Source organism: Rhodococcus sp. MALMAid1271 (genome assembly GCF_049195265.1).
In the GTDB taxonomy this organism is placed as follows: domain Bacteria; phylum Actinomycetota; class Actinomycetes; order Mycobacteriales; family Mycobacteriaceae; genus Rhodococcoides.
The window spans coordinates 1-12671 of the sequence record NZ_JBMIRQ010000057.1 but is presented as its reverse complement, the minus strand read 5'-3'; the positions used below and the strand labels follow the sequence as shown (position 1 = coordinate 12671).

The following is a 12671-nucleotide window of genomic DNA, read 5'->3' as shown; positions in this document are numbered from 1 at the left end:
ATGGCCGACCCGCACGGATTCCCCGGACACCTGGTGGGGTTCGTCGATGCGCTGCGTCGACGCGGGGTGTCGGTCGGTCCGTCCGAGACCGTCGACGCCGGCCGCGTTCTGTCGGTTCTGGACCTGCTCGACAGGGAGGCCGTACGCGAGGGCCTGGCCTGCTCGCTACTGCGACGGCCGACGCACCGCGCCGTATTCGACGCCGTGTTCGATCTGTGGTTCCCGGTGGCGTCGGGCAGGAGGGACTCGGGGCAGATCGACACTGCACTACCCCGAACCGAGGCCGGCGAGGTGGACATCGATGCGCTCCGCGAGCTGTTGGTCGACCTGCTCTCCGACGATTCGGCGGAGGCTGCGCAGTTGACGCAGATGTTGGCGGCGCAGATGGTGGAAGAACTGGGCCAGTACAAGTCCTCGAACGGGCCGTCGTTCTCGGCCTACCAGGCCCTCCGCGAGGTCGCACCGGATACATTGCTCCGCAAGATTCTCGACGGCTTGCTCGGTCGCAGTGACGATGCACCGGATCGGCCTACCGACGACTACGAATCCGAAGTTGCCAAACGTACTGCAGCACAACGCATCGCAGATCTTCGTTCGATGGTCGAGAGCGAGACGAGGCGTCGATCGGCCGAAAAACTGGGGCGCGAGCGGGTGGCGAGCTACGGTGTGCCCAAACTGGCGGAGGAAGTCGACTTCCTGCGGGCCTCGGACAGTGAGATGGCTGCGCTGCGACGCAACGTCACACCGCTGGCCCGGTTGTTGGCATCACGACTTGCAGTGCGGCGCAGTCGAAGCAGGCACGGCTCGATCGATCTGCGCCGCACCCTGCGCACATCGATGTCCACCGGCGGCATTCCGATCGATCTGGTCGAAAGAAAGCCGCGTCGATCCCGTCCGGAACTGGTTGTACTGTGCGATGTTTCGGGATCGGTAGCGGGATTCAGTAACTTCACCCTGCTGTTGGTGCACGCATTGCGCGAACAGTTCTCGCGAGTGCGCATCTTCGCGTTCATCGACTCCACCGACGAGGTGACACGGTTCTTCGATTCCGGTTCCGATCTCGGTGCCGCGATGAGTCGCATCATCCGAGAGTCGGATCTGGTGACCTACGACGGGCACTCCGACTACGGACGGGCACTGACGACCTTCGACGAGAAGTACGCGCACGCGGTCACCGGTCGCAGTTCGGTGCTGATTCTCGGTGACGCCCGCACCAACTACCGCGAACCGAAGCTACCCGTGTTGGCGCACATCGTCTCGGTGGCCAAGCATGCGTACTGGCTCAACCCCGAGCCGAAATCGCAGTGGGGGTCCGGTGATTCGGCGGCCAGGGTATACGCCGATGTGATCGCAATGCACGAGTGCCGGTCGGCCCAGCAGCTCGCCACCGTGGTCTCCCGTCTGCTGCCGGTGTGAGGGGTGTGACGGACGGCTGCGTCTCGGCCGTAGAATCGGCGGTTGTGCAGCGCGAACCCGACTCCGACGCCGAAACGAACAGGCGGCCCGCTCGCCGTCTCGGCGTGATGGGCGGCACTTTCGACCCCATTCACCACGGGCACCTCGTCGCCGCCAGCGAAGTGGCGAACAAGTTCGGCCTGGACGAGGTGATCTTCGTCCCCACCGGAAACCCGTGGCAGAAGGAAGGCAAGACGGTCAGCCCGGCGGAGGACCGCTACCTGATGACGGTCATCGCGACCGCGTCCAATCCGCGATTCTCGGTCAGTCGCGTGGACGTCGACCGAGAGAAGTCGACGTACACCGTCGACACCCTGCGTGATCTTCGGGCGCAGCATCCCAACGCGGAGTTGTTTTTCATCACCGGCGCGGACGCCCTGGGATCGATTCTGACGTGGCAGAGCTGGGAGGAGCTGTTCGAGCTCGCCAAGTTCGTGGGAGTCTCGCGTCCGGGGTTCGAGCTCGGCGTCGAACATCTGGCCAACCATCTTCGATCGTTGCCTGCCGACATCCTCACATTGATGGAAATCCCGGCACTCGCGATATCGTCGACGGACTGTCGAATTCGAGCCGGAGAGAATCGACCCGTCTGGTATCTCGTGCCGGACGGCGTCGTGCAATACATCTCGAAGAGAAATCTCTATCGACCACGAGGCGCGCAACGCCTCGACGGCTCCGTCACCATGTCGGAGCCTGCACCTCAGAAGAAGCAACCGGAAGGACCGGTCACCAGCGCAATGACCGAGAATCCGAACCAATCGAGTGGGAGTACACCCAAGTGACTGCAACAGCCGAAGCCGCCGAGATGGCGCGTATCGCCGCGCTCGCAGCCGACGACAAGCTGGCCGGCGACGTGGTGATTCTCGACGTCTCCGACCAGCTCTACATCACCGACTGCTTCGTGATCGCCTCCGCACCCAACGAGCGTCAGGTCAACTCGATCGTGGAGAACATCGAAGATCAGCTCCGTGAGGCCGGTCACAAGCCGATTCGTCGCGAGGGTACGAGGGAAGGTCGCTGGGCGCTGCTGGACTACTCCGACATCGTCGTGCACGTCCAGCACAACGACGAGCGCAACTTCTACGCACTCGAGCGGCTGTGGAAGGACTGCCCGACCATCGAGGTTCCCGGTCTCGGGCAGCATCCGACCGAAGAACCGGAGCAATGATCAGACGACTCATCCTGCTGCGGCACGGGCAGACGGAGTACAACGCCACCGACCGGATGCAGGGCCAGCTCGACACCGATCTCACCGAGCTCGGTCGAACTCAAGCGAAGACAGCTGCCACGGAACTGGCGACGCGTGAGCCGATCCGGATCGTCTCCTCCGACCTCAAGCGTGCCCTCGACACGGCGGTGGCTCTCGGGGATGCCGCACAGGTGCCGGTGACGACGGACGAGCGTCTGCGCGAAACTCATCTCGGTCAATGGCAGGGACTGACCCACACTGAGGTCGACGCCATCGCGCCCGGTGCGCGCCCGGCCTGGCGCGCCGATGCCACCATCGCCCCACCTGGCGGAGAGAGCCGACTCGACGTCGCCGCCCGCAGTGTTCCGCTGGTTCGTGAGCTCCTGAGCAGTGTCCCCGAGTGGGGCGCAGACAGCAGCGCACAGCCAGTGGTGCTCGTCGCACACGGAGGCTTGATCGCGGCGCTGACCGCGGCACTGCTCGATCTGCCGACCGATCGATGGCCTGTGCTCGGCGGACTGGCCAACACCAGCTGGGTACAGCTCGGTGCGCACGGAGCCGGTGACGCACCGTCGTGGCGTCTCGACGTGTGGAATGCTTCGGCGCGAGTGGCCAGTGACGTCCTCTGACGCGACTGGGAACCAGCCCACACTGCTCGTGCTCGCAGATTCGCTGAGCTACTACGGGCCAGAGGGCGGTCTACCCGTCGACGATCCACGCCTGTGGCCCAATCTTGTTGCCGCAGAACTGGGTTGGACGGTGGAGCTGGTTGCGCGGATCGGGTGGACCAGTCGTGACGCGTGGTGGGCACTGACTCAGGACCCGCGGGTCTGGGCCGCCATTCCCCGTGCCGGTGCTGTCGTCCTCGCGATCGGCGGGATGGACTCGCTTCCGTCGCCCTTGCCCACCGCGCTGCGAGAGCAGATCAGGTACATCAGACCCCCTGCTCTTCGGCGCGTAGTTCGCGCGGGATACCAAGCGGTGCAACCGGTTCTCTCGCATCTGGGGTGGCCCGTCGCACTGCCGCCGCGGCTGAGCGTCGACTATCTGGAGCAGACCAGGGCAGCGTTGGCCTACGTGCGTCCCGACCTCGCCGTCGTCGGCACCTACCCGTCGGTGCACCGCTGCGATGCCTACGGAAGAGTGCACTCGGGCCGAGAACCTGCAGTACGTGCATTACGTTCGTGGAGCACGGACAACAATGTTCCCATGGTCGATCTCGCGGACGCTGTGCGCCCGAACATCGACTCCGAGAACGCGAATCCCGACGGTATTCACTGGGGGTGGGACGCGCACGTGGCAGTGGCAGAAGCGATGCTCGAGGCCCTGCGCCCCGTGGCTGCGTCCGCGACGATTCCGAAGCGATGACCGTAGTCGTCGTCACCGACTCCTCGGCATGCCTGCCGTCCACACTCGCTGCCGAGCACGGAATATCTGTGGTGCCCCTGCACGTGTTGGTCGACGGCGTCGACCATCGAGAGGGTGTCGACGAGATCCCTGACGACTCCACTTCGGGTAAGCCGGTGACCACTGCGGGCGCGTCGCCGGGCGAACTGGCCGAGGTGTACGCCGCCGCTCTCGACCGAAGTCGTGGGGCCGGCGTTGTGGCGCTGCACATCTCGCGTGGGTTGTCGAGCACGTGGGAGGCCGCGCGTCAGGCCGCCGAGCAGGTGGGATCTGCCATCCGGGTGGTCGATTCTGCTTCTGCGGGAATGGGGTTGGGATTCGCAGTGCTCGATGCTGCCCAGTCGGCCGCCGGGGGAGCGGATCTGGATTCGGTGTATCACGAGGCCGTCTCCGCAGCGACGACCTCGCGGTGTTTCATCGTCGTCGATCGTCTCGATCATCTTCGACGCGGCGGTCGGATCGGTACCGCCGCAGCGCTACTCGGGACGGCACTGGCAATGAAACCGGTACTGCACATCAGCGAGGGCACCCTCGTGCTGCGGGAGAAGGCACGGACTTCCTCCAAGGCGATGAACAAGCTCGTCGATGCAGCCGTCGCTGCGGCGGCCGAGGTGGGGTCCGATTCGGGGGTAGCGCTCGCGGTGCACCACATGCAGTGCGCGGAGCGCGCCGAGAACGTCGCCGCCATGTTGTCCGCCCGAATCCCGCTGTCCACCAGCATCGCGGTGTATCCCTTCGGGGCTGTGTTGGGAGCTCACGTCGGGCCAGGCGCGGTCGGCGTCGTCGTCGCACCGGCACGTCGATAGCAGTACCGATCGGGCGGCTCATCCACAGGCAACCGGTTTGTGCACAGGGCAATTCGCGACCAGCGTCATCGTCCCGGGAGCCGACGTGCGAGCACTAGCGTCCTGATACATGGGCGGTGACGAGAATCGGGCGCACACTGTGGCGCGATTGACTGCCGCGCGAAGGCAGCCCGCTGTGGTACACGAGAGCGGGTTGCCGGATCGCGGAGAGGGGGAAGATCGGACCCCCGACGGTGCGGCCGCGACTCCGGATTGGCTGTTGCCGGATTCGCATCGACCGGGCTCGTTGTTGTCATCGGTACTCCCACAGCGATGGCGCTCGGCGCGCGTGGACCCAGGACGTCATGGCGCGATCGCATTGGCGGTGGCCGGAGTCTTCGTCGTCCTGCTCGCGGCCGGTGCAGTGTTTCGAGACTCGCCGACGGCTGCCCCGGCACCACCGCTGGCTGTGGTGACCGCCGATACGGCGGACCCCTTGGTCACGTCGGCACCGGACGCCGCCGTCGAGATGGAGTTGGTCGTCAGCGTCGTGGGTTTGGTGTCGAACCCCGGTCTGGTCAGACTGCAACCCGGTTCTCGGCTGGCCGACGCGTTGGCTGCTGCCGGTGGACCCGTGGAAGGTGCCGATCTGCTGGCGCTGAACATGGCCGCGCGAGTAGCCGACGGTGACCAGATCGTCATCGGACTCGTGCCACCGGAAGCAGGCCCACCGGTGAGCAGCACGACATCGGCGCAGAGCCTGACTACCGACACCGGTGCAGCCTCGGCCGGTACTGCGGCGGGATCCGCGGATGTCGGCACGGTCGATCTCAACGCCGCTAGTGTCCCCGAACTGGACGCGCTGCCCGGTGTCGGTCCGGTGACCGCGACATCGATCGTGCGGTGGCGAGAGATCAACGGCCGCTTCGCCACTGTGGATCAGCTCGCCGAAGTGGACGGCATCGGGCCCGGCAGGCTGGCGAAGATCCGCGATTTGGTGCACGTCGGATGAAGACGGACGGCGCGCCGCCCGCTGTCTCGCAGGCCGAGGACAGTGCTCCCTTCGATGTTCGACTGGTTCCGGTTGCCGTGGTGTGCTGGGCGATCACGGCAGTCGGAATCCTCGATGGACCCGGTGCGGCGGTGATCGCGACCGCCTCGACGATCATGGTGGTACTACTCGGATCGACGGCCCTGCGTCTGGTGTCGACGCGACGGGCGGTCACGGGACCCAGCGGTGCGGGCGTGGCCGCGGTGATCGTGCTCGCGCTGTGCTTCGGCGCAGCCATATGGCTTCAGATGCGCGCGATTGCACTCCATCCCGTGGCCGCGGCCGCTGAGGACCGTGCCTGGATCACCGCATCGGTGCGGCTGGAGGAGGATCCACGTCGCTTGTCGTCGGCGGGACCCCCGATGGTGCTGGTGAAGGCCGAACTCACTCGCGTCGACGTTGGCGGCGACGCGCTGTATGTCGGGGGACGGGTGTCGATCATCGCACCTGAGTCGAGTTGGTTGTCGCTGTTGCCCGGACAGGAGGTCACCGTTCGAGGCAGGCTGGGTGTGCCCACTCGACCGGACATGAGCGTGGCGGTGATCCGCACATCGGCCCCGCCCGTCACGGTAGACGAACCAGGGGCGATCTCGGCTGCTGCCGGCGCGTTCAGAGCGAATTTGGCTGCGGTGGCGCAGAATTCGATGCCGCCGGATCGTGCAGGTTTGCTGCCCGGTCTCGTGGTCGGGGATGTTTCGATGATGGACGAGTCGGTGGTCGAGAACTTCCGAGCGGCCGGGCTGACGCATTTGACGGCGGTGTCGGGCGCAAACTTTTCCATTCTGGTCGGCGCGGTGCTGTTGGTCTTGCGCGGCCTGGGGATCGGTCCGCGGGCGACGGTCGCAGTTGCGTTCGTCGTGCTGCTTGCGTTCGTGATCGTGGCTCGGCCGTCGCCGAGTGTGCTGCGCGCGGCGGTGATGGGCTCGATCGGCTTGTTGGCGCTCGTCACCGGTAGGCGCAGGCAAGCAGTCCCGGCGCTGTGCGGAGCGGTGCTGGGTTTGCTCGCATGGTGGCCGAGGCTGGCGGTGGACGTCGGTTTCGTACTGTCGGTGTTCGCCACCGCCGGGCTCGTGCTGCTCGCGCCGATCTGGGTCGACTGGCTGCGTGCTCGCGGCTGGCCGCGAACGGCCGCGGAGGTGGTTGCGGTGGCCGCGGCGGCGCACGCGGTGACGGCACCGGTGATCGCGGCCATGGCGGGAACCCTCAGCCTCGTGGGCGTCGCAGCCAACGTGGTGGTGGCCCCGGTTGTCGCCCCGATCACCGTGGTGGGAATTGTGACCGCCGTGATCGCCACCGTGAGCACCACCGCCGCAGAGTGGACAGCGCAGTTGGCGTCGGCTCCGCTGTGGTGGTTGATCGCGGTGGCCGAGAAGGCCGCGTCGGTGCCTGCCGCGAGCGTCGGCACCCCGGACGGACCGATGGGTGCGGCATCGACGGTGCTCGGCACCGCAGCGCTGCTGGCGGCTCTGCGGGTGCGGGCGTTTCGGTGGATTGCCGCCGGGGTGGCGCTGGCAGCCCTGGCCTGGTGGGCCGCGGCATTGCTGTGGTGAATGCTCGGGCTGTGGTGATGCTCGGGCTGTGGTGAACGCCCGGGATGTGGGAGCGGTCGGTGGGAAGCGGATGCCCGAGCTGTCGGCCCCTCATGGCACGATCACGGGTGTGACTTCGAGTGTGGCACCTCTGCATCTGGTTCTCGGCGACGAGGAGCTTCTGATGGACCGCGCGGTAGCGGCGATCGTGGCTCAGGTGCGAGCGAATGCAGCGATTCCGGGGGAGGACCTTCCGGTCACGCGGCTGCGGACCGGCGACGCGAGTGCCCCGGAACTCGCCGAACTGCTCAGCCCGTCGCTGTTCGCAGAGGACCGCGTCGTCGTTCTGGAGGCCGCGGCCGAGGCGGGTAAGGACGCAGTTGCTCTCGTCCTCGATGCAGCCACCGATCCGCCCGAGGGCGCAGTGGTGGTGGTCATGCATTCCGGCGGCGGTCGGGCGAAGGCCATGGTCGGGGCGTTGCAGAAGTGTGGCGCACAGGTGCACGAGTGCGCCAAGCTCACCAAACCCGCCGAGCGCATCGACTTCGTGCGCGGTGAATTTCGTGCCGCCGACGTTCGCGTCAGCGGCGAGGTGATGGAGGCCGTCGTCGAGGCGGTCGGCAGCGAGCTCCGCGAATTGGCTTCGGCCTGTTCGCAGTTGGTCTCCGATACCGGAGGCAAAGTGGATCTGGCTGCGGTGCGTCGGTACTACTCGGGCAAGGCCGAGGTATCCGGATTCGATGTTGCCGACAAAGCCGTCATCGGTGATCGGGCGGGCGCTCTTGAGGCGGTGCGGTGGGCGATGCATCGGGGCGTCGCGCATGTCCTGCTCGCGGACGCACTGGCCGATGCCGTGCGCACTATCGCGCTCGTGGGATCGGCGGGCCGCGGAGACCCGTTCCGCATGGCCGGCGAACTGGGCATGCCGCCGTGGAAGATCAAGAAGGCGCAGGGTCAGGCACGTGGCTGGAACGGCCGGTCCATCGCGCAGGCGCTGCGGGTGGTGGCGCAACTGAACGCCGACGTCAAAGGTCAGGCGGCGGATGCGGACTACGCCGTGGAGAAAGCCGTTGCCGAGGTGGCGGCGTTGGGGCGGTAGGCCGACCCAGGCTCGTCCAGGACAGGCCTACACACTTCAGACCCACACACCAGGCCTCACAAATGACAGAGCCCCACACACGACAGAGCCCCACACACGACAGAGCCCGCTGCATCCGAGAGGATGCAGCGGGCTCTGTCGAGCTCAGTGGTGTATCAGAGCTTGTTGACTGCCAGTGCCAGTGCCGACTTCTTGTTGGCGGCCTGGTTCTTGTGGATGACGCCCTTGCTTGCGGCCTTGTCGAGCTTGCGGCCTGCGTCGAGGAGGATCTCGGAAGCCTTGTCCTTGTCGCCCGCAGCCTGTGCCTCGCGGAACGAGCGGATGACGGTACGAAGGGAGGACTTCACCGACTGGTTGCGCAGACGCGCACGCTCATTGGTGAGAATCCGCTTCTTCTGGGACTTGATATTGGCCACGCGTAAAATCCTTGTCGTCTTCGTCGGTATTCCGGTCAGGGCGATCCATGATGGAATGCCCGAAGTCTGCTGCTGAGCGATGAGCCCTGCGCCGAAGATCGAGAATACCAGCACGGCCGGTCAGAACCCAATTCGGATACTCCTAGGGATGCGTTTCAAGAAATTAACGCTTCTACCGCGCCTAACTACTGTCTCTGTAGCAACATGACCAGGATGAGTCCGCGATCGGCAGCGACTGCCACCACCAAGGCCAAAGCGAGCAAATCCAAGTCCGCGGATCGCGTCGAACCGGAGGCCGACGGCGTGTTCGGGGGGTACTCCGACGTCGGGAAATACGGCCTGGCCTTCGACGAGATGTTCGACGTGGACGGTCGTACCAGAACCCCGTACAAGGGCATTCACACTGCCCTTGCCCCGGCGAACGCATCGGATCTCGATGCCAGGTCGGATGCACTGGGACGAGCGTTCGTCGACCAGGGCATCACGTTCTCGCTGTCCGGCCAGGAACGTCCCTTTCCGCTCGACCAGGTTCCCCGCGTCATCGCCGCGGGAGAGTGGTCACGGCTCGAGCGCGGCATCAAGCAGCGCGTCAAAGCGCTCGAGATGTTCCTCGCCGACATCTACGGAGAACAGGAGATTCTGCGTGACGGTGTGGTCCCGAAGCGGCTGATCACCTCCTGTGAGCACTTCCATCGTGAGGCAGTCGGCATCACGCCACCCAACGGTGTTCGCATCCACGTCGCCGGAATCGACCTGGTGCGCGACGCACAGGGCACGTTCCGCGTGCTCGAAGACAATCTGCGTTCTCCCTCGGGAGTGTCGTACGTCATGGAGAACCGTCGCACCATGGCCCGGGTGTTTCCTGATCTGTTCGCCAGCCACCGCGTGCGCGCGGTAGGCGACTACGCCTCGCATCTACTCCGCGCCCTGCGCTCCGCAGCTGCCCTCAACGAGGCCGACCCGACGGTGGTGGTTCTGACACCCGGCGTCGCCAACTCCGCCTATTTCGAGCACTCGCTGCTCGCCCGGCTGATGGGCGTCGAACTCGTCGAGGGTCGCGACCTGTTCTGCCGAGACAACATCGTCTACATGCGAACCACCGAGGGCGAGCGCCAGGTCGACGTCATCTATCGACGTATCGACGACGATTACCTCGACCCCATGCAGTTCCGGCCCGATTCGGTGCTGGGAGTGGCCGGTCTGGTCAACGCCGCCCGCGCGGGCAACGTCGTCATCTCGAGTGCCGTCGGCAACGGCGTGGGAGACGACAAGCTGGTCTACACCTACGTTCCCACGATCATCGACTACTACATGGGCGAGAAGCCGCTGCTCGCCAACGTCGACACCTTCCGGTGTTGGCTCGACGACGAGTGCGAGCAAGTCCTCGACCGCATCGACGAACTGGTCATCAAACCGGTGGAAGGATCCGGTGGATACGGCATCGTGTTCGGCCCCGATGCTTCGCCGAAGGAACTGGCGACGATCAGCAAGAAGGTGCGCGCAGATCCGCGAGGCTGGATCGCGCAGCCCGTCGTGCAGCTCTCGACGGTCCCGACCAAGATCGGCGACAGATTGGTTCCCCGGCACGTCGACCTGAGGCCGTTCGCGGTCAACGACGGTGACGACGTGTGGGTCCTGCCCGGCGGATTGACCAGAGTGGCCCTTCCGGAAGGGTCGTTGGTGGTCAACTCGAGTCAGGGCGGCGGCAGCAAGGACACCTGGGTGCTCGCCACCCGAACCTCGCAGGAGGAACAGGAACTGGCAGGCGAGGAGATCGTCAGCGTTCCGCCGGAGTCCCCCATGGTCGAACAGGGACCGGAACTGACAATGGACCAGCAGCAACAGCAACAGCAGCAGCAGGCAACCAACTCGGACTCGAACGGCGGTGGACAGTAAATGCTCGCGCGCAATGCAGAGTCGCTGTACTGGATCGGACGGTACGTCGAGCGAGCGGACGATACTGCTCGCATCCTCGATGTCACGGTCCACCAGCTTCTCGAAGACGCCACAGTCGATCCCGATCACATCTCGCGAGTGCTGTTGCGAGTGCTCGGGTTCCAGCACGAGCTGGACGTCTCGCTCGACGTGTGGTCGCTCACCGAACTGGTGGCCTTCAGCCGTGAAGGGCTCGGCTCCATCGTGGACTCGCTCTCAAGTGCACGCGAGAATGCCCGCGGAGCACGCGAAGTCACCTCCAGTGAGATGTGGGAATGTCTGAACACCACCTACAACGGACTGAACGAGCGCATCCGGGCATCCAAGCGCACCGGGCCGGCCGAATTCTTCAGCTACATCGAGGAGCGGGCCGCGATGTTCGCCGGGCTCGCCGATTCCACCCTCAGTCACGACGACGGCTATCGCTTTCTGTTGCTCGGCCGCTCGGTGGAGCGCATCGACATGATCGTTCGGCTGTTGCTCTCGCGTGCGGGCGATCGGCCGTCCTCGCCGGCCTGGGTGACGGTGCTCCGCTCGGCGGGGGCTCACGACACCTATCTGCGGACCTATCGCGGAGCTCTCGACGCACAGCGGGTGCTCGAATTCATGTTGCTGGACCGGCTTTTCCCGCGTTCGGTGTTCTATGCGCTCAATGAGGCAGAGCGTTCGCTCGATCAGCTCGATCACCAGCCCAACAGTCGCGTCGGCGCGCGTGCCGAGGCACAGCGACTTCTCGGCCGAGCTCGCAGTGAACTCGAATTCCTGCGTCCCGGTGAAATTCTCGACGATCTGCAGGATCGGCTGTTGGCACTGCAGGAGACGTGTCGCGAGCTCGGTGAGGCGATCTCGAAGCAGTATTTCCACGCCGCGCCGTGGGTCGCGTGGACGGATGCCGGCTCAGGAACATTCGAAGATCAATTGGAAGGTGAACTGTGAGCTGGCGGATGCGTGTGGTGCACACTACGGGCTATCAGTACGACGCACCGGTGACGTCGTCGTACAACGAAGCTCGATTGACGCCGCGAAGTGACAACCGGCAGAACGTCATCCTGAACCGAGTCGAGACCAACCCGGTCACGCGGTCCTACCGTTACACCGACTACTGGGGCACGGCCGTGACTGCATTCGATTTGCACGCACCGCACACCGAACTCGAGGTCACCGGATCTTCGGTCGTCGAGACCGATCCCTTCGTCTACCCCGACGAGACTGCTTCGTGGAAGGAACTGGCGAGCGATCCGATCACGGATCGATTCAACGAGGTGCTGGACAACACCCAGTACGTGCCCAAGAACCGGCAGCTGACGTCCGTGGCGAAGAAACTGTCCAAAGGGTTGCCGCCGCAGGAATCGGTGGTGGAGATCGCCAACTGGGTCAACCAGGAGATGTCGTACGTGCCGGGAACGACGGGTGTGCACACCTCGGCCGTCGAGGCATGGTCGGAGAAGAAGGGCGTCTGCCAGGACTATGCGCACCTGACCTTGCTCATGCTGCGCAGCATCGGTATCCCGAGCAGGTATGTCTCGGGGTACCTGCACCCCAAGAAGGAAGCTGCGATAGGTGCGACGGTCGAAGGGCAGTCGCACGCCTGGATCGAGGCCTGGACCGGTGCCTGGTGGGGCTACGACCCGACCAATGCCATCGCCGTGAACGAGCAGCACGTCTCGGTGGGTCTCGGCCGTGACTACGCGGACGTGCCCCCGCTGAAGGGCATCTTCTCCGGCGGCGGTTCGACGGCTCTCGACGTGGTCGTGGAAATCACTCGGCTCGCCTAGGGTCGTGCGCCTTTTGCGTACCTCTGGGTA

General features: G+C 65.3%; 13 protein-coding genes. 12 read left to right on the top strand and 1 reads right to left on the bottom strand.

The genetic code is table 11. The features are described from left to right. The 9 genes from ACOQFP_RS05750 (at position 1) to holA (ending at position 8515) form a co-directional block, all read left to right on the top strand. On the top strand, positions 1–1416 hold the full coding sequence (locus ACOQFP_RS05750) for a vWA domain-containing protein (protein ID WP_421583754.1): 1416 nt from the start codon (positions 1–3) through the stop codon (positions 1414–1416). 107 nt (positions 1417–1523) lie between these two features. Further along, positions 1524–2237, top strand: coding sequence for a nicotinate-nucleotide adenylyltransferase (gene nadD / locus ACOQFP_RS05745; RefSeq protein ID WP_241256717.1), 714 nt, complete (start codon positions 1524–1526; stop codon positions 2235–2237). Next, on the top strand, positions 2234–2623 hold the full coding sequence (gene rsfS / locus ACOQFP_RS05740) for a ribosome silencing factor (RefSeq protein ID WP_206489362.1): 390 nt from the start codon (positions 2234–2236) through the stop codon (positions 2621–2623). Before nadD ends, rsfS begins: the two co-directional genes overlap by 4 nt. Then, positions 2620–3273, top strand: coding sequence for a histidine phosphatase family protein (locus tag ACOQFP_RS05735; RefSeq protein ID WP_421583753.1), 654 nt, complete (start codon positions 2620–2622; stop codon positions 3271–3273). Before rsfS ends, ACOQFP_RS05735 begins: the two co-directional genes overlap by 4 nt. Continuing rightward, a complete protein-coding gene (gene octT / locus ACOQFP_RS05730; protein ID WP_206489360.1) occupies positions 3260–4012 on the top strand; it encodes a diglucosylglycerate octanoyltransferase in 753 nt (250 codons plus the stop codon). The genes ACOQFP_RS05735 and octT overlap by 14 nt, the downstream gene beginning before the upstream one ends. Then, positions 4009–4857 carry a DegV family protein gene (locus ACOQFP_RS05725; protein WP_341244041.1) on the top strand — a complete coding sequence of 283 codons (849 nt, stop codon included), beginning with the start codon at positions 4009–4011 and terminating at the stop codon, positions 4855–4857. The genes octT and ACOQFP_RS05725 overlap by 4 nt, the downstream gene beginning before the upstream one ends. A gap of 109 nt (positions 4858–4966) precedes the next feature. Then, positions 4967–5848: a ComEA family DNA-binding protein gene (locus tag ACOQFP_RS05720; protein ID WP_421583752.1), complete on the top strand. Its 882-nt coding sequence runs from the start codon at positions 4967–4969 to the stop codon at positions 5846–5848. After that, the gene (locus tag ACOQFP_RS05715) at positions 5845–7437 is read left to right on the top strand and encodes a ComEC/Rec2 family competence protein (RefSeq protein ID WP_421583751.1); all 1593 of its coding nucleotides are present in this window, start codon (positions 5845–5847) and stop codon (positions 7435–7437) included. The genes ACOQFP_RS05720 and ACOQFP_RS05715 overlap by 4 nt, the downstream gene beginning before the upstream one ends. A 109-nt stretch (positions 7438–7546) precedes the next feature. Continuing rightward, on the top strand, positions 7547–8515 hold the full coding sequence (gene holA, locus ACOQFP_RS05710; RefSeq protein WP_421583750.1) for a DNA polymerase III subunit delta: 969 nt from the start codon (positions 7547–7549) through the stop codon (positions 8513–8515). A 155-nt stretch (positions 8516–8670) separates the two neighbouring features. On the opposite strand, the gene rpsT is transcribed toward holA, so the two are convergent. After that, on the bottom strand, positions 8671–8931 hold the full coding sequence (rpsT, locus tag ACOQFP_RS05705; RefSeq protein ID WP_027497522.1) for a 30S ribosomal protein S20: 261 nt from the start codon (positions 8929–8931) through the stop codon (positions 8671–8673). A gap of 213 nt (positions 8932–9144) precedes the next feature. Here rpsT and ACOQFP_RS05700 point away from each other — a divergent pair, with 213 nt between their 5' ends. The 3 genes from ACOQFP_RS05700 to ACOQFP_RS05690 are packed head-to-tail and all read left to right on the top strand — an operon-like array spanning position 9145 to position 12641. Then, complete coding sequence (locus ACOQFP_RS05700) at positions 9145–10827, top strand: circularly permuted type 2 ATP-grasp protein (protein WP_421583749.1); 1683 nt, start codon at positions 9145–9147, stop codon at positions 10825–10827. After that, positions 10828–11802 carry an alpha-E domain-containing protein gene (locus tag ACOQFP_RS05695; RefSeq protein ID WP_206489356.1) on the top strand — a complete coding sequence of 325 codons (975 nt, stop codon included), beginning with the start codon at positions 10828–10830 and terminating at the stop codon, positions 11800–11802. A gap of 8 nt (positions 11803–11810) precedes the next feature. Further along, a complete protein-coding gene (locus ACOQFP_RS05690) occupies positions 11811–12641 on the top strand; it encodes a transglutaminase family protein (protein WP_341245080.1) in 831 nt (276 codons plus the stop codon). The last annotated feature ends 30 nt before the right edge of the window (positions 12642–12671 follow it).

Coding starts and splice junctions, on each gene's coding strand:
- ACOQFP_RS05750 (WP_421583754.1), top strand. CDS start 1: ATGGCCGACCCGCACGGATTCCCCGGACACCTGGTGGGGTTCGTCGAT.
- nadD (WP_241256717.1), top strand. CDS start 1,524: ATGGGCGGCACTTTCGACCCCATTCACCACGGGCACCTCGTCGCCGCC.
- ACOQFP_RS05735 (WP_421583753.1), top strand. CDS start 2,620: ATGATCAGACGACTCATCCTGCTGCGGCACGGGCAGACGGAGTACAAC.
- ACOQFP_RS05725 (WP_341244041.1), top strand. CDS start 4,009: ATGACCGTAGTCGTCGTCACCGACTCCTCGGCATGCCTGCCGTCCACA.
- ACOQFP_RS05720 (WP_421583752.1), top strand. CDS start 4,967: ATGGGCGGTGACGAGAATCGGGCGCACACTGTGGCGCGATTGACTGCC.
- ACOQFP_RS05715 (WP_421583751.1), top strand. CDS start 5,845: ATGAAGACGGACGGCGCGCCGCCCGCTGTCTCGCAGGCCGAGGACAGT.
- ACOQFP_RS05700 (WP_421583749.1), top strand. CDS start 9,145: ATGAGTCCGCGATCGGCAGCGACTGCCACCACCAAGGCCAAAGCGAGC.
- ACOQFP_RS05695 (WP_206489356.1), top strand. CDS start 10,828: ATGCTCGCGCGCAATGCAGAGTCGCTGTACTGGATCGGACGGTACGTC.
- ACOQFP_RS05690 (WP_341245080.1), top strand. CDS start 11,811: ATGCGTGTGGTGCACACTACGGGCTATCAGTACGACGCACCGGTGACG.